At 67.9% G+C, this 14,127-nt stretch carries 13 protein-coding genes; 2 read left to right on the top strand and 11 right to left on the bottom strand.

Annotated elements, in window-relative coordinates:
- Window positions 1-26: 26 nt before the first annotated feature.
- The 10 genes from ACT2FV_RS10425 to ACT2FV_RS10380 form a co-directional block, all read right to left on the bottom strand.
- The gene (locus ACT2FV_RS10425; RefSeq protein WP_444503804.1) at window positions 27-857 is read right to left on the bottom strand and encodes a p-hydroxycinnamoyl CoA hydratase/lyase; all 831 of its coding nucleotides are present in this window, start codon (window positions 855-857) and stop codon (window positions 27-29) included.
- 231 nt (window positions 858-1,088) lie between these two features.
- Complete coding sequence (locus ACT2FV_RS10420) at window positions 1,089-1,592, bottom strand: MarR family winged helix-turn-helix transcriptional regulator (protein ID WP_444503803.1); 504 nt, start codon at window positions 1,590-1,592, stop codon at window positions 1,089-1,091.
- Window positions 1,593-1,763: 171 nt separating this feature from the next.
- Complete coding sequence (locus ACT2FV_RS10415; RefSeq protein WP_444503802.1) at window positions 1,764-2,663, bottom strand: SMP-30/gluconolactonase/LRE family protein; 900 nt, start codon at window positions 2,661-2,663, stop codon at window positions 1,764-1,766.
- Window positions 2,664-2,714: 51 nt separating this feature from the next.
- Window positions 2,715-3,734, bottom strand: coding sequence for an L-arabinose ABC transporter permease AraH (araH, locus tag ACT2FV_RS10410; RefSeq protein WP_059604732.1), 1,020 nt, complete (start codon window positions 3,732-3,734; stop codon window positions 2,715-2,717).
- A 32-nt stretch (window positions 3,735-3,766) separates the two neighbouring features.
- Window positions 3,767-5,308: an L-arabinose ABC transporter ATP-binding protein AraG gene (araG, locus tag ACT2FV_RS10405; RefSeq protein WP_444503801.1), complete on the bottom strand. Its 1,542-nt coding sequence runs from the start codon at window positions 5,306-5,308 to the stop codon at window positions 3,767-3,769.
- Between the two features lie 20 nt (window positions 5,309-5,328).
- The gene (locus tag ACT2FV_RS10400) at window positions 5,329-6,342 is read right to left on the bottom strand and encodes an arabinose ABC transporter substrate-binding protein (RefSeq protein ID WP_059604729.1); all 1,014 of its coding nucleotides are present in this window, start codon (window positions 6,340-6,342) and stop codon (window positions 5,329-5,331) included.
- A gap of 83 nt (window positions 6,343-6,425) precedes the next feature.
- On the bottom strand, window positions 6,426-7,355 hold the full coding sequence (locus ACT2FV_RS10395) for a Gfo/Idh/MocA family protein (RefSeq protein WP_059604726.1): 930 nt from the start codon (window positions 7,353-7,355) through the stop codon (window positions 6,426-6,428).
- Window positions 7,356-7,379: 24 nt separating this feature from the next.
- Window positions 7,380-8,309, bottom strand: coding sequence for a dihydrodipicolinate synthase family protein (locus ACT2FV_RS10390; RefSeq protein ID WP_444503800.1), 930 nt, complete (start codon window positions 8,307-8,309; stop codon window positions 7,380-7,382).
- 50 nt (window positions 8,310-8,359) lie between these two features.
- Window positions 8,360-9,718, bottom strand: coding sequence for an MFS transporter (locus tag ACT2FV_RS10385; protein WP_059604721.1), 1,359 nt, complete (start codon window positions 9,716-9,718; stop codon window positions 8,360-8,362).
- 184 nt (window positions 9,719-9,902) lie between these two features.
- Window positions 9,903-11,654, bottom strand: a complete 1,752-nt coding sequence (locus tag ACT2FV_RS10380) for an IlvD/Edd family dehydratase (RefSeq protein ID WP_059604718.1) — start codon at window positions 11,652-11,654, stop codon at window positions 9,903-9,905.
- Between the two features lie 114 nt (window positions 11,655-11,768).
- On the opposite strand from ACT2FV_RS10380, the gene ACT2FV_RS10375 reads away from it, so the two are divergent.
- The gene (locus ACT2FV_RS10375) at window positions 11,769-12,719 is read left to right on the top strand and encodes a LysR family transcriptional regulator (protein ID WP_059604715.1); all 951 of its coding nucleotides are present in this window, start codon (window positions 11,769-11,771) and stop codon (window positions 12,717-12,719) included.
- 117 nt (window positions 12,720-12,836) lie between these two features.
- On the opposite strand, the gene ACT2FV_RS10370 is transcribed toward ACT2FV_RS10375, so the two are convergent.
- Window positions 12,837-13,313 (bottom strand): OsmC family protein, encoded by a 477-nt coding sequence (locus ACT2FV_RS10370; protein WP_444503799.1) that lies wholly within the window; start codon window positions 13,311-13,313, stop codon window positions 12,837-12,839.
- A 135-nt stretch (window positions 13,314-13,448) separates the two neighbouring features.
- On the opposite strand from ACT2FV_RS10370, the gene ACT2FV_RS10365 reads away from it, so the two are divergent.
- Complete coding sequence (locus tag ACT2FV_RS10365; protein ID WP_151049206.1) at window positions 13,449-14,090, top strand: GntR family transcriptional regulator; 642 nt, start codon at window positions 13,449-13,451, stop codon at window positions 14,088-14,090.
- The last annotated feature ends 37 nt before the right edge of the window (window positions 14,091-14,127 follow it).

Here is a 14,127-nt window from a genome sequence, read left to right as displayed (position 1 = left end):
CTCTGTCGATTGCGTCGGCGCTTGTATCAGCGCTTGTATGCCTGCAGGCCCGGCTTGATCGTCTTGTCGTCGAGGAACTGCTTCAGCCCCTGCTCGCGGCCGCGCTCCGGATCGCGCAGCTGCGCCTGGTCGAGCTTCGCATACAGGTAATCCTCGCACTGCTCCCACGTGAGTTCGCGCGAACGCTTGAAGCCGTGCTTCGCCGCGCGCAGCACGACCGGGTTCTTGTCCATCAGCCGCGCGGCGAGGGCGATCGTCGCGTCGCGCAGGCCGACCAGCGGCACGCTGCTGTTCACGAGGCCCATTTCAGCGGCCTCCGCACCGGTGAACGTGTCGCCGGTCATGATGTAGTGCAGCGCGCGGCGATGCCCGACCGTGTCCGCCATCGCCTTGCTGACGAGGTTGCCCGGCGGGATGCCCCAGTTGATTTCCGACAGGCCGAACACCGCTTCGTCCGCCGCGATCGCAAGGTCGCACGCGACGAGCGGCGAGAATCCGCCGCCGAAGCACCAGCCGTTCACCATCGCGATCGTCGGCTTGTTGTACATCCGCAGGCGGCGCCATTGCCATTCCGACGCGTCGCGCCGCACCTTTTCCTGCAGCGCGTCGGAGCCGCCGTCGATCTCGCGGAAATATTCCTTCAGATCCATGCCGGCCGTCCACGCGGCGCCCGCGCCGGTCAGCACCAGCACCTTTGCCTCGTCGTCGAATTCGACCGCGTCGAGGACTTCCAGCATCTCCCGGTTCAGCGTCGGGCTCATTGCGTTGCGCTTCTCGGGGCGGTTCAGCGTGACCCACGCGATGCCGGCCTCCACCTTCACTTCAACGGTCTGCCAGCGGTTGTCGTACTTGCTCATGTCGGTTCCTGTCGTTCGTTCCTGTGCGATTCGGTGCGCAGCATTCCTGCTGCGGACGGCTTCATTTAATATCAGGCTACCTGATATTGCAAGCGGCACGAGCGCCGGTGTAAACCCGGAGCGGAAAGCGGCGGCAACGATGGAATCGGGGAACGGTCAGGCGACCGGCGAGCAGGCGGGAAAGCGAACACGGGCCGCACGGGCCCGTGTCGTGGAAGTTCGGGGAAAGGGTCAGCCGCGCAGGTTGCGTGCGAACAGTTCGAGCGCGCGCTGCACGTGCGTGGCGTCGTCGATGGAGACGTCGCCGAGCATTCGCGTCTCGAGCGGACGCAGCACGGCTTCGCATTCGCGCAGCATCGCCGCGCCTTCGTCGGTCAGCGTCAGCAGGATGATGCGGCCATGCGACGGGTCGGCTTCGCGCGTGACGAAACCGCGGGCGGCCATCACGCTCATGACCTCGTTCGCCGATTGCGGCGTGATGAACGAGCGCTCCGCCAGCTGCGCGTTCGACGACGCACCGCGCGCCTCGAGCACCGACAGCGCCGTGTATTGCGCGAGCGTGATGCCGAGCGGCGCGAGCGCGTCGGTCATGTGGCGGCGCAGCAGCCGTTCGAGACTGCCGACCACGTAGGTCAGGCGCTGCGGCACGCGGGCCTTCGGCTTGTCGCCCGTCGCACGGGCGGCGTTCTTCGCGGCGTTTTTCGGGTTCGCGGGCTTGGTCGGTGCGGAACTCATGGTGCGGGCGGGATGGAATTGCGGGCCATCTTACCAGCACGTCGGGGCGCGAACGGCGTGCTCCGGCAAGCCGGACTGCCACCGTGCGCTCGCGCATGCGCGGCAGACCGCGCGCCTGATCGCCTGGCTCGCCGCGTCAGACGCATCCCATGAACGGGATCCGATACGCGGTCAGCCGCGCGGCGCCCCCGCGAATCGCGCCGTCGGCAGCCCCATGTAGCGCGTCCGGGCGACGAATACGCCGCCGGCGTGCGCATCGCTCGCCAGCGCGTCATCGCTCAACCCGACATGGGCGCTCGTCACATAAAGCCGGCCTTCGGCGTCGAGCGTCACGCAGCTCGGCTGCGCTGTCGGCACGGTAACGCGGTCCGTCTCGACGCCGTCCGGCCCGTAGCGCACCACCCGCCGGCCGCCCCACTGCGCGTTCCACAGGCCGCCGTCGCGATCCATCGTCGAGCCGTCCGGGTCGCCGTCCGCATCGGTCAGTCGCGCGAACGGCCGCACATTGGCCACGTCGCCGCCCGCGCCGTAATCGCAGACGCGAATCTCGCGCACCATCGAATCGCAGAAGGTCATCTTCGTGCCGTCCGGCGAGAACGCGATGCTGTTCGCGATCGCCGCCGCCGGCAACGCAAGCCGGTCGAGCGTGAGGTCCGGATTGAGCCGGTAGAAGCCGCCGACCGCGCGCGGCGGGTCGCCGCCTTCGTCCTTCATCCCGAACACGAACGCGCCGAACGGATCGCAGCGGCCGTCGTTCAGGCGCGTCGGCAGATCGGGTTCGACGTCGACGATCCGCGTGAATTCGCCGCTGCGCAGATCGAAGAACGCAAGATGCGTCGCGAGCCCGACGAGCAGCACATTCGGCTCGTTCGTCAGCGCGAAGCACGCGAGCCGTTCAGGTATCGGCCACTGCGCGAGGTCCGAGCCGTCCGCGCGGCAGCGCCACAGCCGCGCGCCTTCGATGTCCGTCCAGTACAGCGCGTGCGTCGCGTCGCACCACGTCGCGCCTTCGCCGAGCGTATTGCGGCTGTCGACCAGCAGCGCCGCCGCGCCCGGATGAATCTGTTGCATGCCGTCTCCCGATGTCTGTCGCCTTCGCGGGCGGCCGCGCGTTCGTCAGGGTCAGATCTTCATCGCGCGCCGCTGGTTGCGACGATACTGGTCGAACAGCACCGCGAGCAACAGAATTCCGCCGCGTATCAGATATTGGTAAAAGGTCGGCACGTTCAGCAGGCTCATCGCGTCCTGCACGGAACCCATGATCAGCACGCCGACCAGCACGCCGGAAATCGTCGCGACGCCGCCCGTCAGCGACACGCCGCCGAGCACGCACGCGGAGATCACGCCGAGCTCGAGGCCGACGGACGTTTTCGGATCGCCGAGGCTCATCCGCGACGCAAGCATCACGCCGGCGAAGCCGGTCACGAGCCCCTGCAGCACGAACACCGCGATCTTGATGCGCATCACCGGCAGCCCCGCGAGCAGCGCGGCCTCGCCGTTGCCGCCGACGGCCAGCACGTTCTTGCCGAACACCGTCTTGCGCAAGAGGAAGCCGAACACGACGAAGCCGACGATATTGCTCCAGATCGGATACGAGATGCCGAGGAACGACCCGCCGCCGAGCTCGAAGAAGCGCTCCTCCGAAATCATCACCGCGTCGCCGTTCGACGTGATGAACGCGAGCCCGCGCACGACTTCCATCATCGCGAGCGTGACGATCAGGGAATTGATCCGCCAGCGCGCGATCAGCACGCCGTTGACGAGCCCGACCGCACCGCCCGCGAGCACGCCGGCCGCGATGCCGAGCACGACGCTGTGCGTCGCGGTGATCAGCGTCGACGCGACGACGCCCGAGAACGCGACGATGGACGCGACCGACAGGTCGACCTCGCCGAGCGCGAGCACGAACATCATCGTCACCGCGATCGAGCCGATCAGCGTGACCGACAGCAGCAGGCCCTGGATGTTGCGCGGCGTGAAGAAGTCCGGCACGGTCAGCGACAGCGTCGCGAACAGCACGAAAAACACCATCACGATGCCGGAACGGTTGATCAGCTGCCACACGCCGCCGCGCGCGCGTGCGGGCACGGCGGCGGCATCGGGGGACGGGGAAGTGCGTTGGGGTTGCATTGCCTGGCTCATTTCATTTGCATCCGGTTGATCGTTGCGGGGCGCTAGCGCGGCAGCGCGAGCTTGATCAGCGCGTCGGGCGTCGCCTGCGCCTTCGCGACCTCGCCCGCGATCCGTCCTTCCTTCATCACGACGATCCGGTCCGACACGCCGATCACCTCGGCCAGGTCGCTCGACACGATGATCACCGTGCGGCCCGCTTCCGCGAGCTCGTAGAACAGGTTGTAGATTTCCGCGCGCGCGCCGACATCGATGCCGCGCGTCGGCTCGTCCATCAGGAACACGTCGATGCGCTCGGCCAGCCAGCGCGCGAGCACGACTTTCTGCTGGTTGCCGCCCGACAGCGCGCCGATCGGCGTCTCGCCGTCGCGGGTCTTGATCGCCAGCCGCTCGATGTAGCGTTGCGCGAGCTCGCGCTCACGCCGTGCGTCGAGCAGCACGCGCGCCGGGCTGAAATGCCGGCGCGCGCTGATGTTCAGGTTGTCGGCCACCGACGCGATCGCGACGATGCCTTCCTGCTTGCGGTCTTCCGGGCACAGCGCGATGCCGGCACGCACCGCGTCGCGCGGGCTCCCGAACGCGACGCGACGCCCGTTCAGCTCGACGTGCCCCGCACTCGGGCGCGCGGCGCCGTACAGCAGCTTCATCAGCTCCGAACGGCCCGCGCCGACGAGCCCGAAGAAGCCGACGATCTCGCCGCGCCGCGCGGCGAACGACACGGGCTCGGATAACCCGGGCCCCGCCAGCCCTTTCGCCTCGATCAGCACGTCGCCGGCGGTGCGCGGCCGGTAGCCGTACACGTCCTCGATCGAGCGGCCGACCATGCAGCCGATCAGCCGGTCGCGATCGAGATCGGCGACGGATTCGAACGTGTCGATGCGGCGGCCGTCGCGAAACACGGTCACGCGGTCGCACAGTTCATACACTTCCTCCATCCGGTGCGTGACGTAGATGATCGCGCGGCCTTCCGCGCGCAGCGCGCGGATGATGCGGAACAGCTGCTTGGTTTCGCGCGCGGACAGCGAGCTGGTCGGTTCGTCGAACGCGATCACGCGCGCGTCGCGCATCAGTGCCTTGCCGATCTCGATCATCTGGCGCTGGCCGATCGACAGATACTTCACCGGAATGCCCGGATCGATGTGCTCGCCGAGCCGCTCCAGCGCATCGAGCGCGCGCACGGCAAGCGCACGTTCGTCGACCACGCCGAGCCGGCTCGGCAACTGACCGAGCATCAGGTTCTCCGCGACCGTCAGCTCGGGCACCAGATGCAGCTCCTGGTAGATGATCGCGATGCCGGCCTCGAGCGCCGCGCGCGTCGACGCGAAGTGCTGCACCGTGCCGTTCAGCGTCAGCGTGCCGGCCTGCGGCTGGTTCACGCCGGACAGCACCTTCAGCAGCGTCGACTTGCCCGCGCCGTTCTCGCCCATCAGCCCGTGCACTTCGCCCGCGCGCACCGACAGCGACACGCCATCGAGCGCGCGCACGCCCGGGAACGTCACCGTGATGCCGTCGAGCGCGAGCAGCGCGCCGCCGGAGGTGGCCGCGTCGTCGTTGTCGGACACGGCCGTCATCGTCTGCATCGTCATCGCGTCGTCGCCCCGCACGCTCAGATGCCGAGCTCGGCGCGCACGGCCTTCCAGTTCGCGCGCGTCATCAGCTTGCCGCTCGTCTGCGTGTCGGCGGGCGGCGTCTTGCCGTTACGGATCCAGTCGACGAGGTTCTGCGTGCTGTCCTTGCCGTGGTTCGTCGAGCTGACCGCGATCGTCCCGTAGAAGCCGGTCGGTTCCTTCTTCTGGAATTCGGCGAATGCCTCGCCCGCGCCGTTGATGCCGACGCCGATCACGTCGGCCGCCGGGATGTGCAGCTGTTCGGTCGCGCGCACCGCGCCGAGCACGGTTTCCTCGTTCAGCGCGAAGACCACCCACTTCTTCACGTTCGGATGGCGTGAGAGCACCGGGAAGGCCGCTTCGAGGCCGCCGCTGTCGTCGGTCGTCTTCTGCGGCGCGTCGAAGATGTTCTCCTTGCGGAAGCCGTTCGCGAGCAACGCCTGCGTCGCACCGTCGGTGCGCAGCTTCGCCGTCGGCAGTTCGTAGTTGGTGATGCGCAACGCGCCGACTTCCTCAGGCTTCCAGCCGCGTCGCTTCATCTCGTCGGCGATCGCCTGGCCGACCTGGTTGCCGATCTTGGTCGCCGACATCCCGAGGTGCGGCACGTTCGTGAGCGGCTTGCCGGTCGAGTCGACGAGCTGGTCGTCAACCGTCACGAACTTCATGTTGTAGCGCTTCGCGCGCGCGGCGATCGCCGGCCCGAGGCGCACGTCGGGTGCGCAGATCACGAAACCCTGCGCGCCTTGCGAGTTGAGGTTGTCGATCGCGGCCAGCACCTTCTCGCCATCCGGCGTGCCGATCTTCACGACCGAGAAGTTTTCCTTCTGGCCCAGCGCGGACGCCGCGTTCTGCTCGTTGATGAACCATGCCTGCTCGGGCATCTTCACCAGGAAGCCGATCTTCAGCGGCGCGTCGGCATGCGCGGCGCCGTGCATGCCGAGCGGCGCGATGCAAAGCGCGGCCAGCAGCGCGCGCAGGGTGTGCCGGCGAATCGTTCGGTTGGTTCGGTTCATGCGGTGTCTCCTTGTCTATTGGCTGGGGTCTTCAATACTCATCGCGCCGGGTCGCGCTCGCTGTGGCGTGCGCCGGCACGGTGTCAGCGGCCGAACGCGTCGGTCCCGACGCGCCGCCCGAACAGAAACGCGTCGGCGACGAGCCGCAACGGCCGTACGTCGACGTCGCTTTCGCCGCGCGCGATCAGCGCGCGGAAATGCGCATACAGCGCCGGATACTCGCGCTCCGGCCCGATCTCGACCGGCGCGCCGTCGATCGACAACTGCGCGCCGCCGCGGCTGATCGCGAGCACGCCGTCCGACGTGTCGACCGCGATCTCCCACTGCTCGACCGGGCCGTGGCGCCAGTCGAATTCCGCACGCACCGGCACGCCGTCCGTATCCGCGCAATCGAGTTCGGCCGCGATCGGCATCTGCGCGTCGCTCGGCACATAGAGCGTCGCTTCGCGCAGCACCAGTTCGCGCGGCAGGATCCGCGTGACGATCGACAGCGCGTTGATGCCTGGATCGAACACACCGAGGCCGCCCGGCTCCCAGATCCACTGCTGCCCCGGATGCCAGCGTCGCACGTCTTCCTTCCAGCGCACCTGCACCGCGCGGATCGTGCGCGTCGCGAGCCATGCCCGCGCCGGCTCGACCGCGCTCGCACAGCGCGAATGCCAGGTCGCGAACAGCGTGAGGCCGCGTTCGCGCGCGAGCGCGTCCAGCGCAGCCACTTCGCCGAGCGTCGCGCCCGGCGGCTTCTCGAGCATCACGTGCTTGCCGGCTTCGAGCGCGGCGCGTGCCTGCGCGTAGCGCACCTGTGGCGGCGCGCACAGCGACACGGCGTCGAGCTCGCGCTCGGCGGCCAGCAGCGCGGTCAGATCCGGATAATTGCGTACCCCGTTGACCTCCGCGTGACGGCTCGCGCAGGCGGTCAACACGAAGCCCGGCTCGGCGGCGATCGCCGGCAGATGCTGGTCGCGCGCGATCTTGCCGATCCCTATCACGCCCAGCGAAATCACCTTGCTCATTTGCGTTTCTCCTTCGCCATTCGCTCAGCGCGCCCAGCGCAGCACGAGCGGATCGAGCCGGCGTGCGATCGCGATCAGCTCCGCACGCGTGTCAGGGTGCAGTTCCGGCATCGGATGCCGCGGCCGCTCGCACGCGATCACGCCGCCTTCGCGCATCAGCGCCTTCGCGGTCAGGATCCCGGACTGGCGGTTCTCGTGATTGATCAGCGGCAGCCACGCCTGGTAGCGCGCGAACGCATCGTCGTGTCGCCCTTCGCGGAACGCTTCGAGGATCGGCCGGATGCCGTCCGGAAACCCGCCGCCCGTCATTGCGCCGGTCGCGCCCGCATGCAGGTCGGCGAGCAGCGTGATCGCTTCCTCGCCGTCCCACGGCCCTTCGATCGTGTCGCCGCCGAGCCGGATCAGCTCGCGCAGCTTGTTCGCCGCACCGGGCGTCTCGATCTTGAAATACGCGACCTGCTCGATCTCGCGTGCCATCCGCGCAAGGAACGGCGCGGACAGCGCGGTGCCGCTCGCGGGCGCGTCCTGGATCATGATCGGGATGTCGATCGCATCCGACACGCGCGCATAGAAATCGAAGATCTGCGCTTCGGGCACGCGGAACGTCGCGCCGTGGTACGGCGGCATCGCCATCACCATCGCCGCGCCGAGCTGCTGTGCGCGCAGGCTGCGCGCCGCGCAGACCTGCGTGCTGTAATGCGATGTCGTGACGATCACCGGCACGCGGCCGGCGACGTGCTCGAGGATCGTGCGCGTGAGCACGTCGCGCTCGTCGTCGGTGACCGCGAATTGCTCGGAGAAGTTCGCGAGGATGCACAGGCCGTCCGAGCCGGCGTCGATCATGAAATCGACCGCGCGCTTCTGGCTCGCGAGGTCGAGCTCGCCGGTGTCGGTAAACGTCGTCGGGACGACGGGGAAGATGCCGCGATAGCGCGGTGTGCTGCTCGATGTCATGGTTCGGTCCTGCGTCAGTCGAAACGGCGTTCAGCCGGAAAACAATGCGTTCAGGATTCGCCGGCGAACGCGCCCGCGGCCGGCTCGGGCGTGCGCAGCGCGGCGCGGACCACGAACGTCATCAGCACCGCGAACAGCAGCGTGGCCGCGAGAAAATACAGGCCGGCCGCGAGGCTGCCGGTCGATGCCTTGATCAGCCCGATCCCGTAAGGTCCGAAGTAGCCGCCGAGATTCGCGAGCGAATTGATCGCCGCGATACCGACCGCCGCGCTCGTGCCGGTCAGGAATTCGCCGGGCAGCGCCCACACGACGGCCTGGATCGAATAGAGCGAGAACGCGGTCAGGCAGATGAACATGAACTGCAGCGCCGGTTGCCGCACCCACGCGCTCGCGGCCATCGTCACCGCGGCGGCAGCCGACACGACGACGATGTGCCAGTAGCGCTCGCGCTTGCGATCCGAATGGCGCGGCACGACGAGCAGGCCGACCACCGCGAACAGGTACGGCACCGCGGACAGCAGCCCGGTCGCCGCATCGCCGGTGCCGAATGCGTGGATGATCGTCGGCAGCCACAGCGAGAGCCCGTAGATGCACAGCGGAAACGGCAGGAACAGCGCGGCGAGCAGCAGCACGCGGCGGTCGCGCAATGCGGCGAGCGGATTGCCGTGCGAATCGGGGCGATACGTGTCGCGGTCGGCGGCGAGCTGCCGTGCGATCCAGCGGCGTTCGTCGTCGTTCAGCCAGCGCGCATGCGCGGGCGACTCCGGAAGCAACCGCAGCGTGGGCCATGCGAGCAGCACGGCCGGCAGGCCGCTCACGACGAACAGCGTCTGCCAGTCCGACAGGCCGAACAGCCCGTGCGTGGACAGCAGCCAGCCGGCGAGCGGGCCCGTCACGATGCCGGCGAGCGGCTGCGCGAGCACGAGCAGGCCGATCACGCGGGCACGGTCGCGCATCGGGAACCATTGCGTGAGGAAGTACAGGATGCCGGGATAGAGGCCGGCTTCGGCAGCACCAAGCAGAAAGCGCAGCACGTAGAAGCTGGTCGGCCCCTGCACGAGCGCCATCGCCATCGTGATCACGCCCCACGTCGCGAGGATGCGCGCGAACCACACGCGCGCGCCGAAGCGTCCGAGCGCGAGGTTGCTCGGCACCTCGCACAGGAAGTAGCCGATGAAGAACAGGCCGGCGCCGAGTCCGTACGCGGCATCGCCGAGGCCGATCGCCGCGTTCATGTGCAGCTTCGCGAAGCCGACGACGGTACGGTCGACGTAGGCGACCACGTAGATCAGCGCGAGGAACGGCACCAGTTTGCGCGTGAGCAGGCGCGTCAGTTGCCGTTCGTCGACGGCTGCCGGCGAATCGGACTGTTCCGCCGCGATGTGCGCGGGCGTGTACTGCGTCGTCATCTTGTCTCCTGTCGGTCTGCGTTAGCGCTCTGGCGCTTGCGTACGTCCCATGCTTCGCGGTCAGTCTGCGTTTGCGCCTTAGCCCTTACGCTGCGCCTTCCTGAGCGCTCGACCACATCCAGCGCATCACCCTGCTTCCCTCAGGCCCCGCCGCCGTCCGTGTCGGTATGCACCTGCCCGCCGCTCAATGCGAATGGCTCGGCACGTCCGCGCCGCGCGTGCCGACCAGGAAGTCGAGGTCGCACCCCTCGTCGGCCTGCAGCACGTGATCGATATACAGCCGTGCGTAACCGCCCTTGCCGAGCTGCCCCGCCACGCCCGGTGCCGCGGTCGGATCGACGTCCGACAGGCGGCGCTGCAGTTCGTCATCCGTAATATCCAGGTGCAGCGTGCCGGCCTCGCAGTCGAGCTCGATCCAGTCGCCGTTGCGCACGGCGGCGAGCGGCCCGCCGGCAGCCGCTTCCGGCGCCACGTGCAGCACGACCGTGCCGTACGCGGTGCCGCTCATCCGCGCATCCGAGATCCGCACCATGTCCTTCACGCCCTGGCGCAGCAGCTTCGGCGGCAGCCCCATGTTGCCGACCTCGGCCATCCCCGGATACCCGCGCGGCCCGCAGTTCTTCAGCACCATCACCGAGCTCGCATCGATGTCGAGCGCTTCGTCGTTGATCGTCGCCTTGTAGTGCTCGAGGTTCTCGAACACCACCGCGCGGCCGCGATGCTTCAGCAGCTCGGGGCTCGCCGCCGACGGCTTCAGCACCGCACCGCGCGGCGCGAGATTGCCGCGCAGGATGCAGATTCCGCCGTCCGCGATCAGCGGCCGGTCGAGCGGGCGGATCACTTCGTCGTCGTAGTTCGGCGCTTCGCGCACGTTGTCCCACAGCGACTTGCCGTTGACCGTCAGCGCGTCCGGATGCGGCAGCAGCCCGCCTTCGCCGAGCCGGCGCAGCACGGCCGGCAGCCCGCCCGCGTAATAGAACTCCTCCATCAGGAAGCGTCCCGACGGCATCAGGTCGACGATCGTCGGCGTGCCGCGGCCGATGCGCATCCAGTCTTCCAGTTCCAGCGGCACGCCGATGCGGCCCGCGATCGCCTTCAGGTGGATCACCGCGTTGGTCGAGCCGCCGATCGCCGCGTTCGCGCGGATCGCGTTCTCGAACGCGGCGCGCGTCAGCACCTTCGACAGCACGAGCCCTTCGAGGGCCATCTCGACGATGCGAATGCCGGACATGTGCGCGAGCACGTAGCGGCGCGAATCGACGGCCGGAATCGCCGCGTTGTGCGGCAGCGCGACGCCGAGCGCCTCGGCCATGCACGCCATCGTCGACGCGGTGCCCATCGTGTTGCAGGTGCCGGCCGAGCGCGACATGCCGGCTTCGGCCGACAGGAAGTGATGCAGGTCGATCTCGCCGGCCTTCAGCGCTTCATGCAGCTGCCACACGGCCGTGCCCGAGCCGATGTTCTTGCCTTCGAGCTTGCCGTTCAGCATCGGGCCGCCCGATACGACTATCGCCGGCACGTCGCAGCTCGCCGCGCCCATCAGCAGCGCCGGTGTCGTCTTGTCGCAGCCGGCGAGCAGCACGACTGCGTCGATCGGGTTGCCGCGGATCGCTTCCTCGACGTCCATCGAGGCAAGATTGCGCGTGAGCATCGCGGACGGCCGCAGGTTCGATTCGCCGTTCGAGAACACCGGGAACTCGACCGGGAAGCCACCGGCTTCCGAGATCCCGCGCTTCACGTGCTCGGCGAGCTTGCGAAAGTGTGCGTTGCACGGCGTCAGTTCGGACCACGTGTTGCAGATGCCGATGATCGGCCGGCCGTCGAATTCGTGATCGGGAATGCCCTGGTTCTTCATCCAGCTCCGGTACATGAAGCCGTTCTTGTCGTTCGTGCCGAACCATTGGGTGGAGCGCAGCCTGGGTTTTGTTGCCGACATCGTCAGTCCTGTGGTGACGGGATACCGGCGCAGTCTAGGCAGAATTTTGATAACTCGCTAATGACGTTTTAGGCGATTACGATATCGATTCCGATATCGATATAAACCCGTACGATGACCGAAGCCAGCCCGTGGGGAAACCGCAATCGCCTGAAGACGCGCCAGTTGCTGCTGGTCGTCGCGCTCGCCGACGAAGGCAGCATTCACCGCGCGGCGGCCGCGCTGAACATGACGCAGCCGGCCGCGTCGAAGCTGCTGCGCGAGCTCGAGGAGTCGATCGGCGCCGTGCTGTTCGAGCGGCTGCCGCGCGGGATGCGGCCGACGCTGTACGGCGACGCGCTGATCCGCCACGCGCGCGCGGCGCTCGGCAGCCTCGACCAGGCGCGCGAGGAACTGGCCGCGCTGAAGGCCGGCCATCTCGGGCACGTGGCGGTGGGCGCGATCACGTCGCCGGGATTGCGGCTCGTGCCGCCAGCCGTCGCAGCCGTGAAGGGGACGCATGCGAACGTGCGGGTGTCCGTCGCGATCGACACGAGCAACGCGCTGCTCGAACACCTCGCGCAGGACAAGCTCGACATCGTGCTCGGCCGGCTGTCCGCCGAACACGACAAGCTGCACCTGCGCTACGAGCCGCTGACCGGCGAGCCGGTCGCTGCGGTGGTGCGGCCCGGCCATCCGCTGCTCGCGCAGGCGCCGCTGTCGCTCGCCGACGTGCAGCGCGCCGCGTGGGTGATGCCGCCGGCCGGCAGCGTGCTGCGCCATCGGTTCGAGCTCGTGTTCCAGCGCGCGAGCCTCGCGCCGCCGGCGAACGTCGTCGAGACGGCCGCGCTGCTGTTCATCACGCAGTTGATCGAGCAGAGCGACATGATCGCGGTGCTCGCGGAGGATGTCGCGCGGTACTACGCGCGACACGGGATCGTCACGGTGCTGCCGCTGGAGATGGACTGCCGGATGGACGATTTCGGAATCATCACGCGCACCGACCGGCTGCATTCGCCGGCCGTCGAGGTGATGGCCGACGCGATTCGGGTGGCTGCGCGGGAGGTTTACGGCGTCGCGCTGTGACGCGGCGACGGGGTGTGTGGCCCGCCCGCGTTGACTTCTTCGAGCACGAAGTGCTGCGCCATGCGGTCATTGCTTGAGTCGTAGAAAAGCTTCATCGTGCTTTCCATCGCCAACGCGTCACGCGGCTGCAAACTCGATCACCGGTTCGCAGCGGATCGGGAAGTTGACCGAATTCGCGATATAGCACTTCGCGTGCGCATCGTGATGCAGGTGGTCCGCCCGCTCGCGATCGTCACCGGCCTGGATGGTCACGTGCGGGCGCAGCACGATTTCGGTGAAGCGCCCCTGCTCGGGGCTATCGAGCATCGTCCCTTCGGCGTCGTCGACATACGCGAGCACGCGGATGCCGGCCTCGGCGCACAGATGCAGATACCAGAGCTTGTGGCACGCCGATGCCGACGCCAGCAGCAGGTCTTCCGGGTTCCACCGCGACGCGTCGCCGCGGAAGGCTGCATCCGACGAACCGGGAATGTCGGGCTTCGAACCGGCGCGGATCACATGATCGCGGCCATATTCGCGATACCCCGACGTGCCGGTTCCTCGATTGCCCGTCCACTGCACTGCAACTCGATACTTGTGTTCGCCAGACGCCATCTCGCTCTCCAGTGATGTCGGTTGTTTGGACCAGGCCCGATTTCATTTCATGAAGCCCCCCAATGGCCGCCATTTTGGCACCGGAATTCCATTTGGTATACCATTATTCCAAAATGAAATGAGGAACACGCAGGCATGGAAGCCAAACTCGACTCCACGGCGGACGCGGTGGCCGCATCGCTGCGGGACATGATCGTCAACGGCGAGCTGGAAGCCGGCGAACGGCTCGTCGAACGCGACCTGGCCGACCGGTTCGGCATCAGCCGGATTCCGATGCGCGAGGCCATCCAGCGTCTGGAACGCGAAGGATTGCTGGATATCTTCAGGAATCGCGGCGCCGTCGTGCGCATGCTGAGCCCGTCGGACGTGCAGGAAATCTACGATCTGCGCGCGCTGCTCGAAGGCGATGCGATCTACCGGAGCGTAAAACGGCTCGACGACGAGACGCTCGCGCGCGCCGAACTCGTTCATCGCCTGCTCGGCGACGCGACCGTGCCGCGCCGGCAGGGAGAACTGAACCGCGAATTCCACGCGTTGCTGTATTCGTGCTGCGGCAACGCGCGGCAGTTGAAGTCGATCGGGGAGCTGCGCAGCCAGGTCGAACGCTACGAGCGCTTGCAGACCACGCTGCTCGCGGATACGCCGTCGTTCCAGGTCGAGCACGAGGAGATCCTGCAGGCGTGCCGCGCGCGCAATGCGCGCGCCGCCCGTTCGATGACGGTCGCGCACCTCGAATCGGCCAGAAGCATCGTGATGCGGCTCGTCGAAGGCGGTTGAGGCCAGCGCCGCGTCTGCCGTGTTCCACACCGCACGC

Source organism: Burkholderia sp. PR2, assembly GCF_052372875.1.
GTDB lineage: Bacteria > Pseudomonadota > Gammaproteobacteria > Burkholderiales > Burkholderiaceae > Burkholderia > Burkholderia diffusa.
Note: the sequence above shows the minus strand (reverse complement) of the source record. Positions and strands in the feature narration are given on the sequence as shown.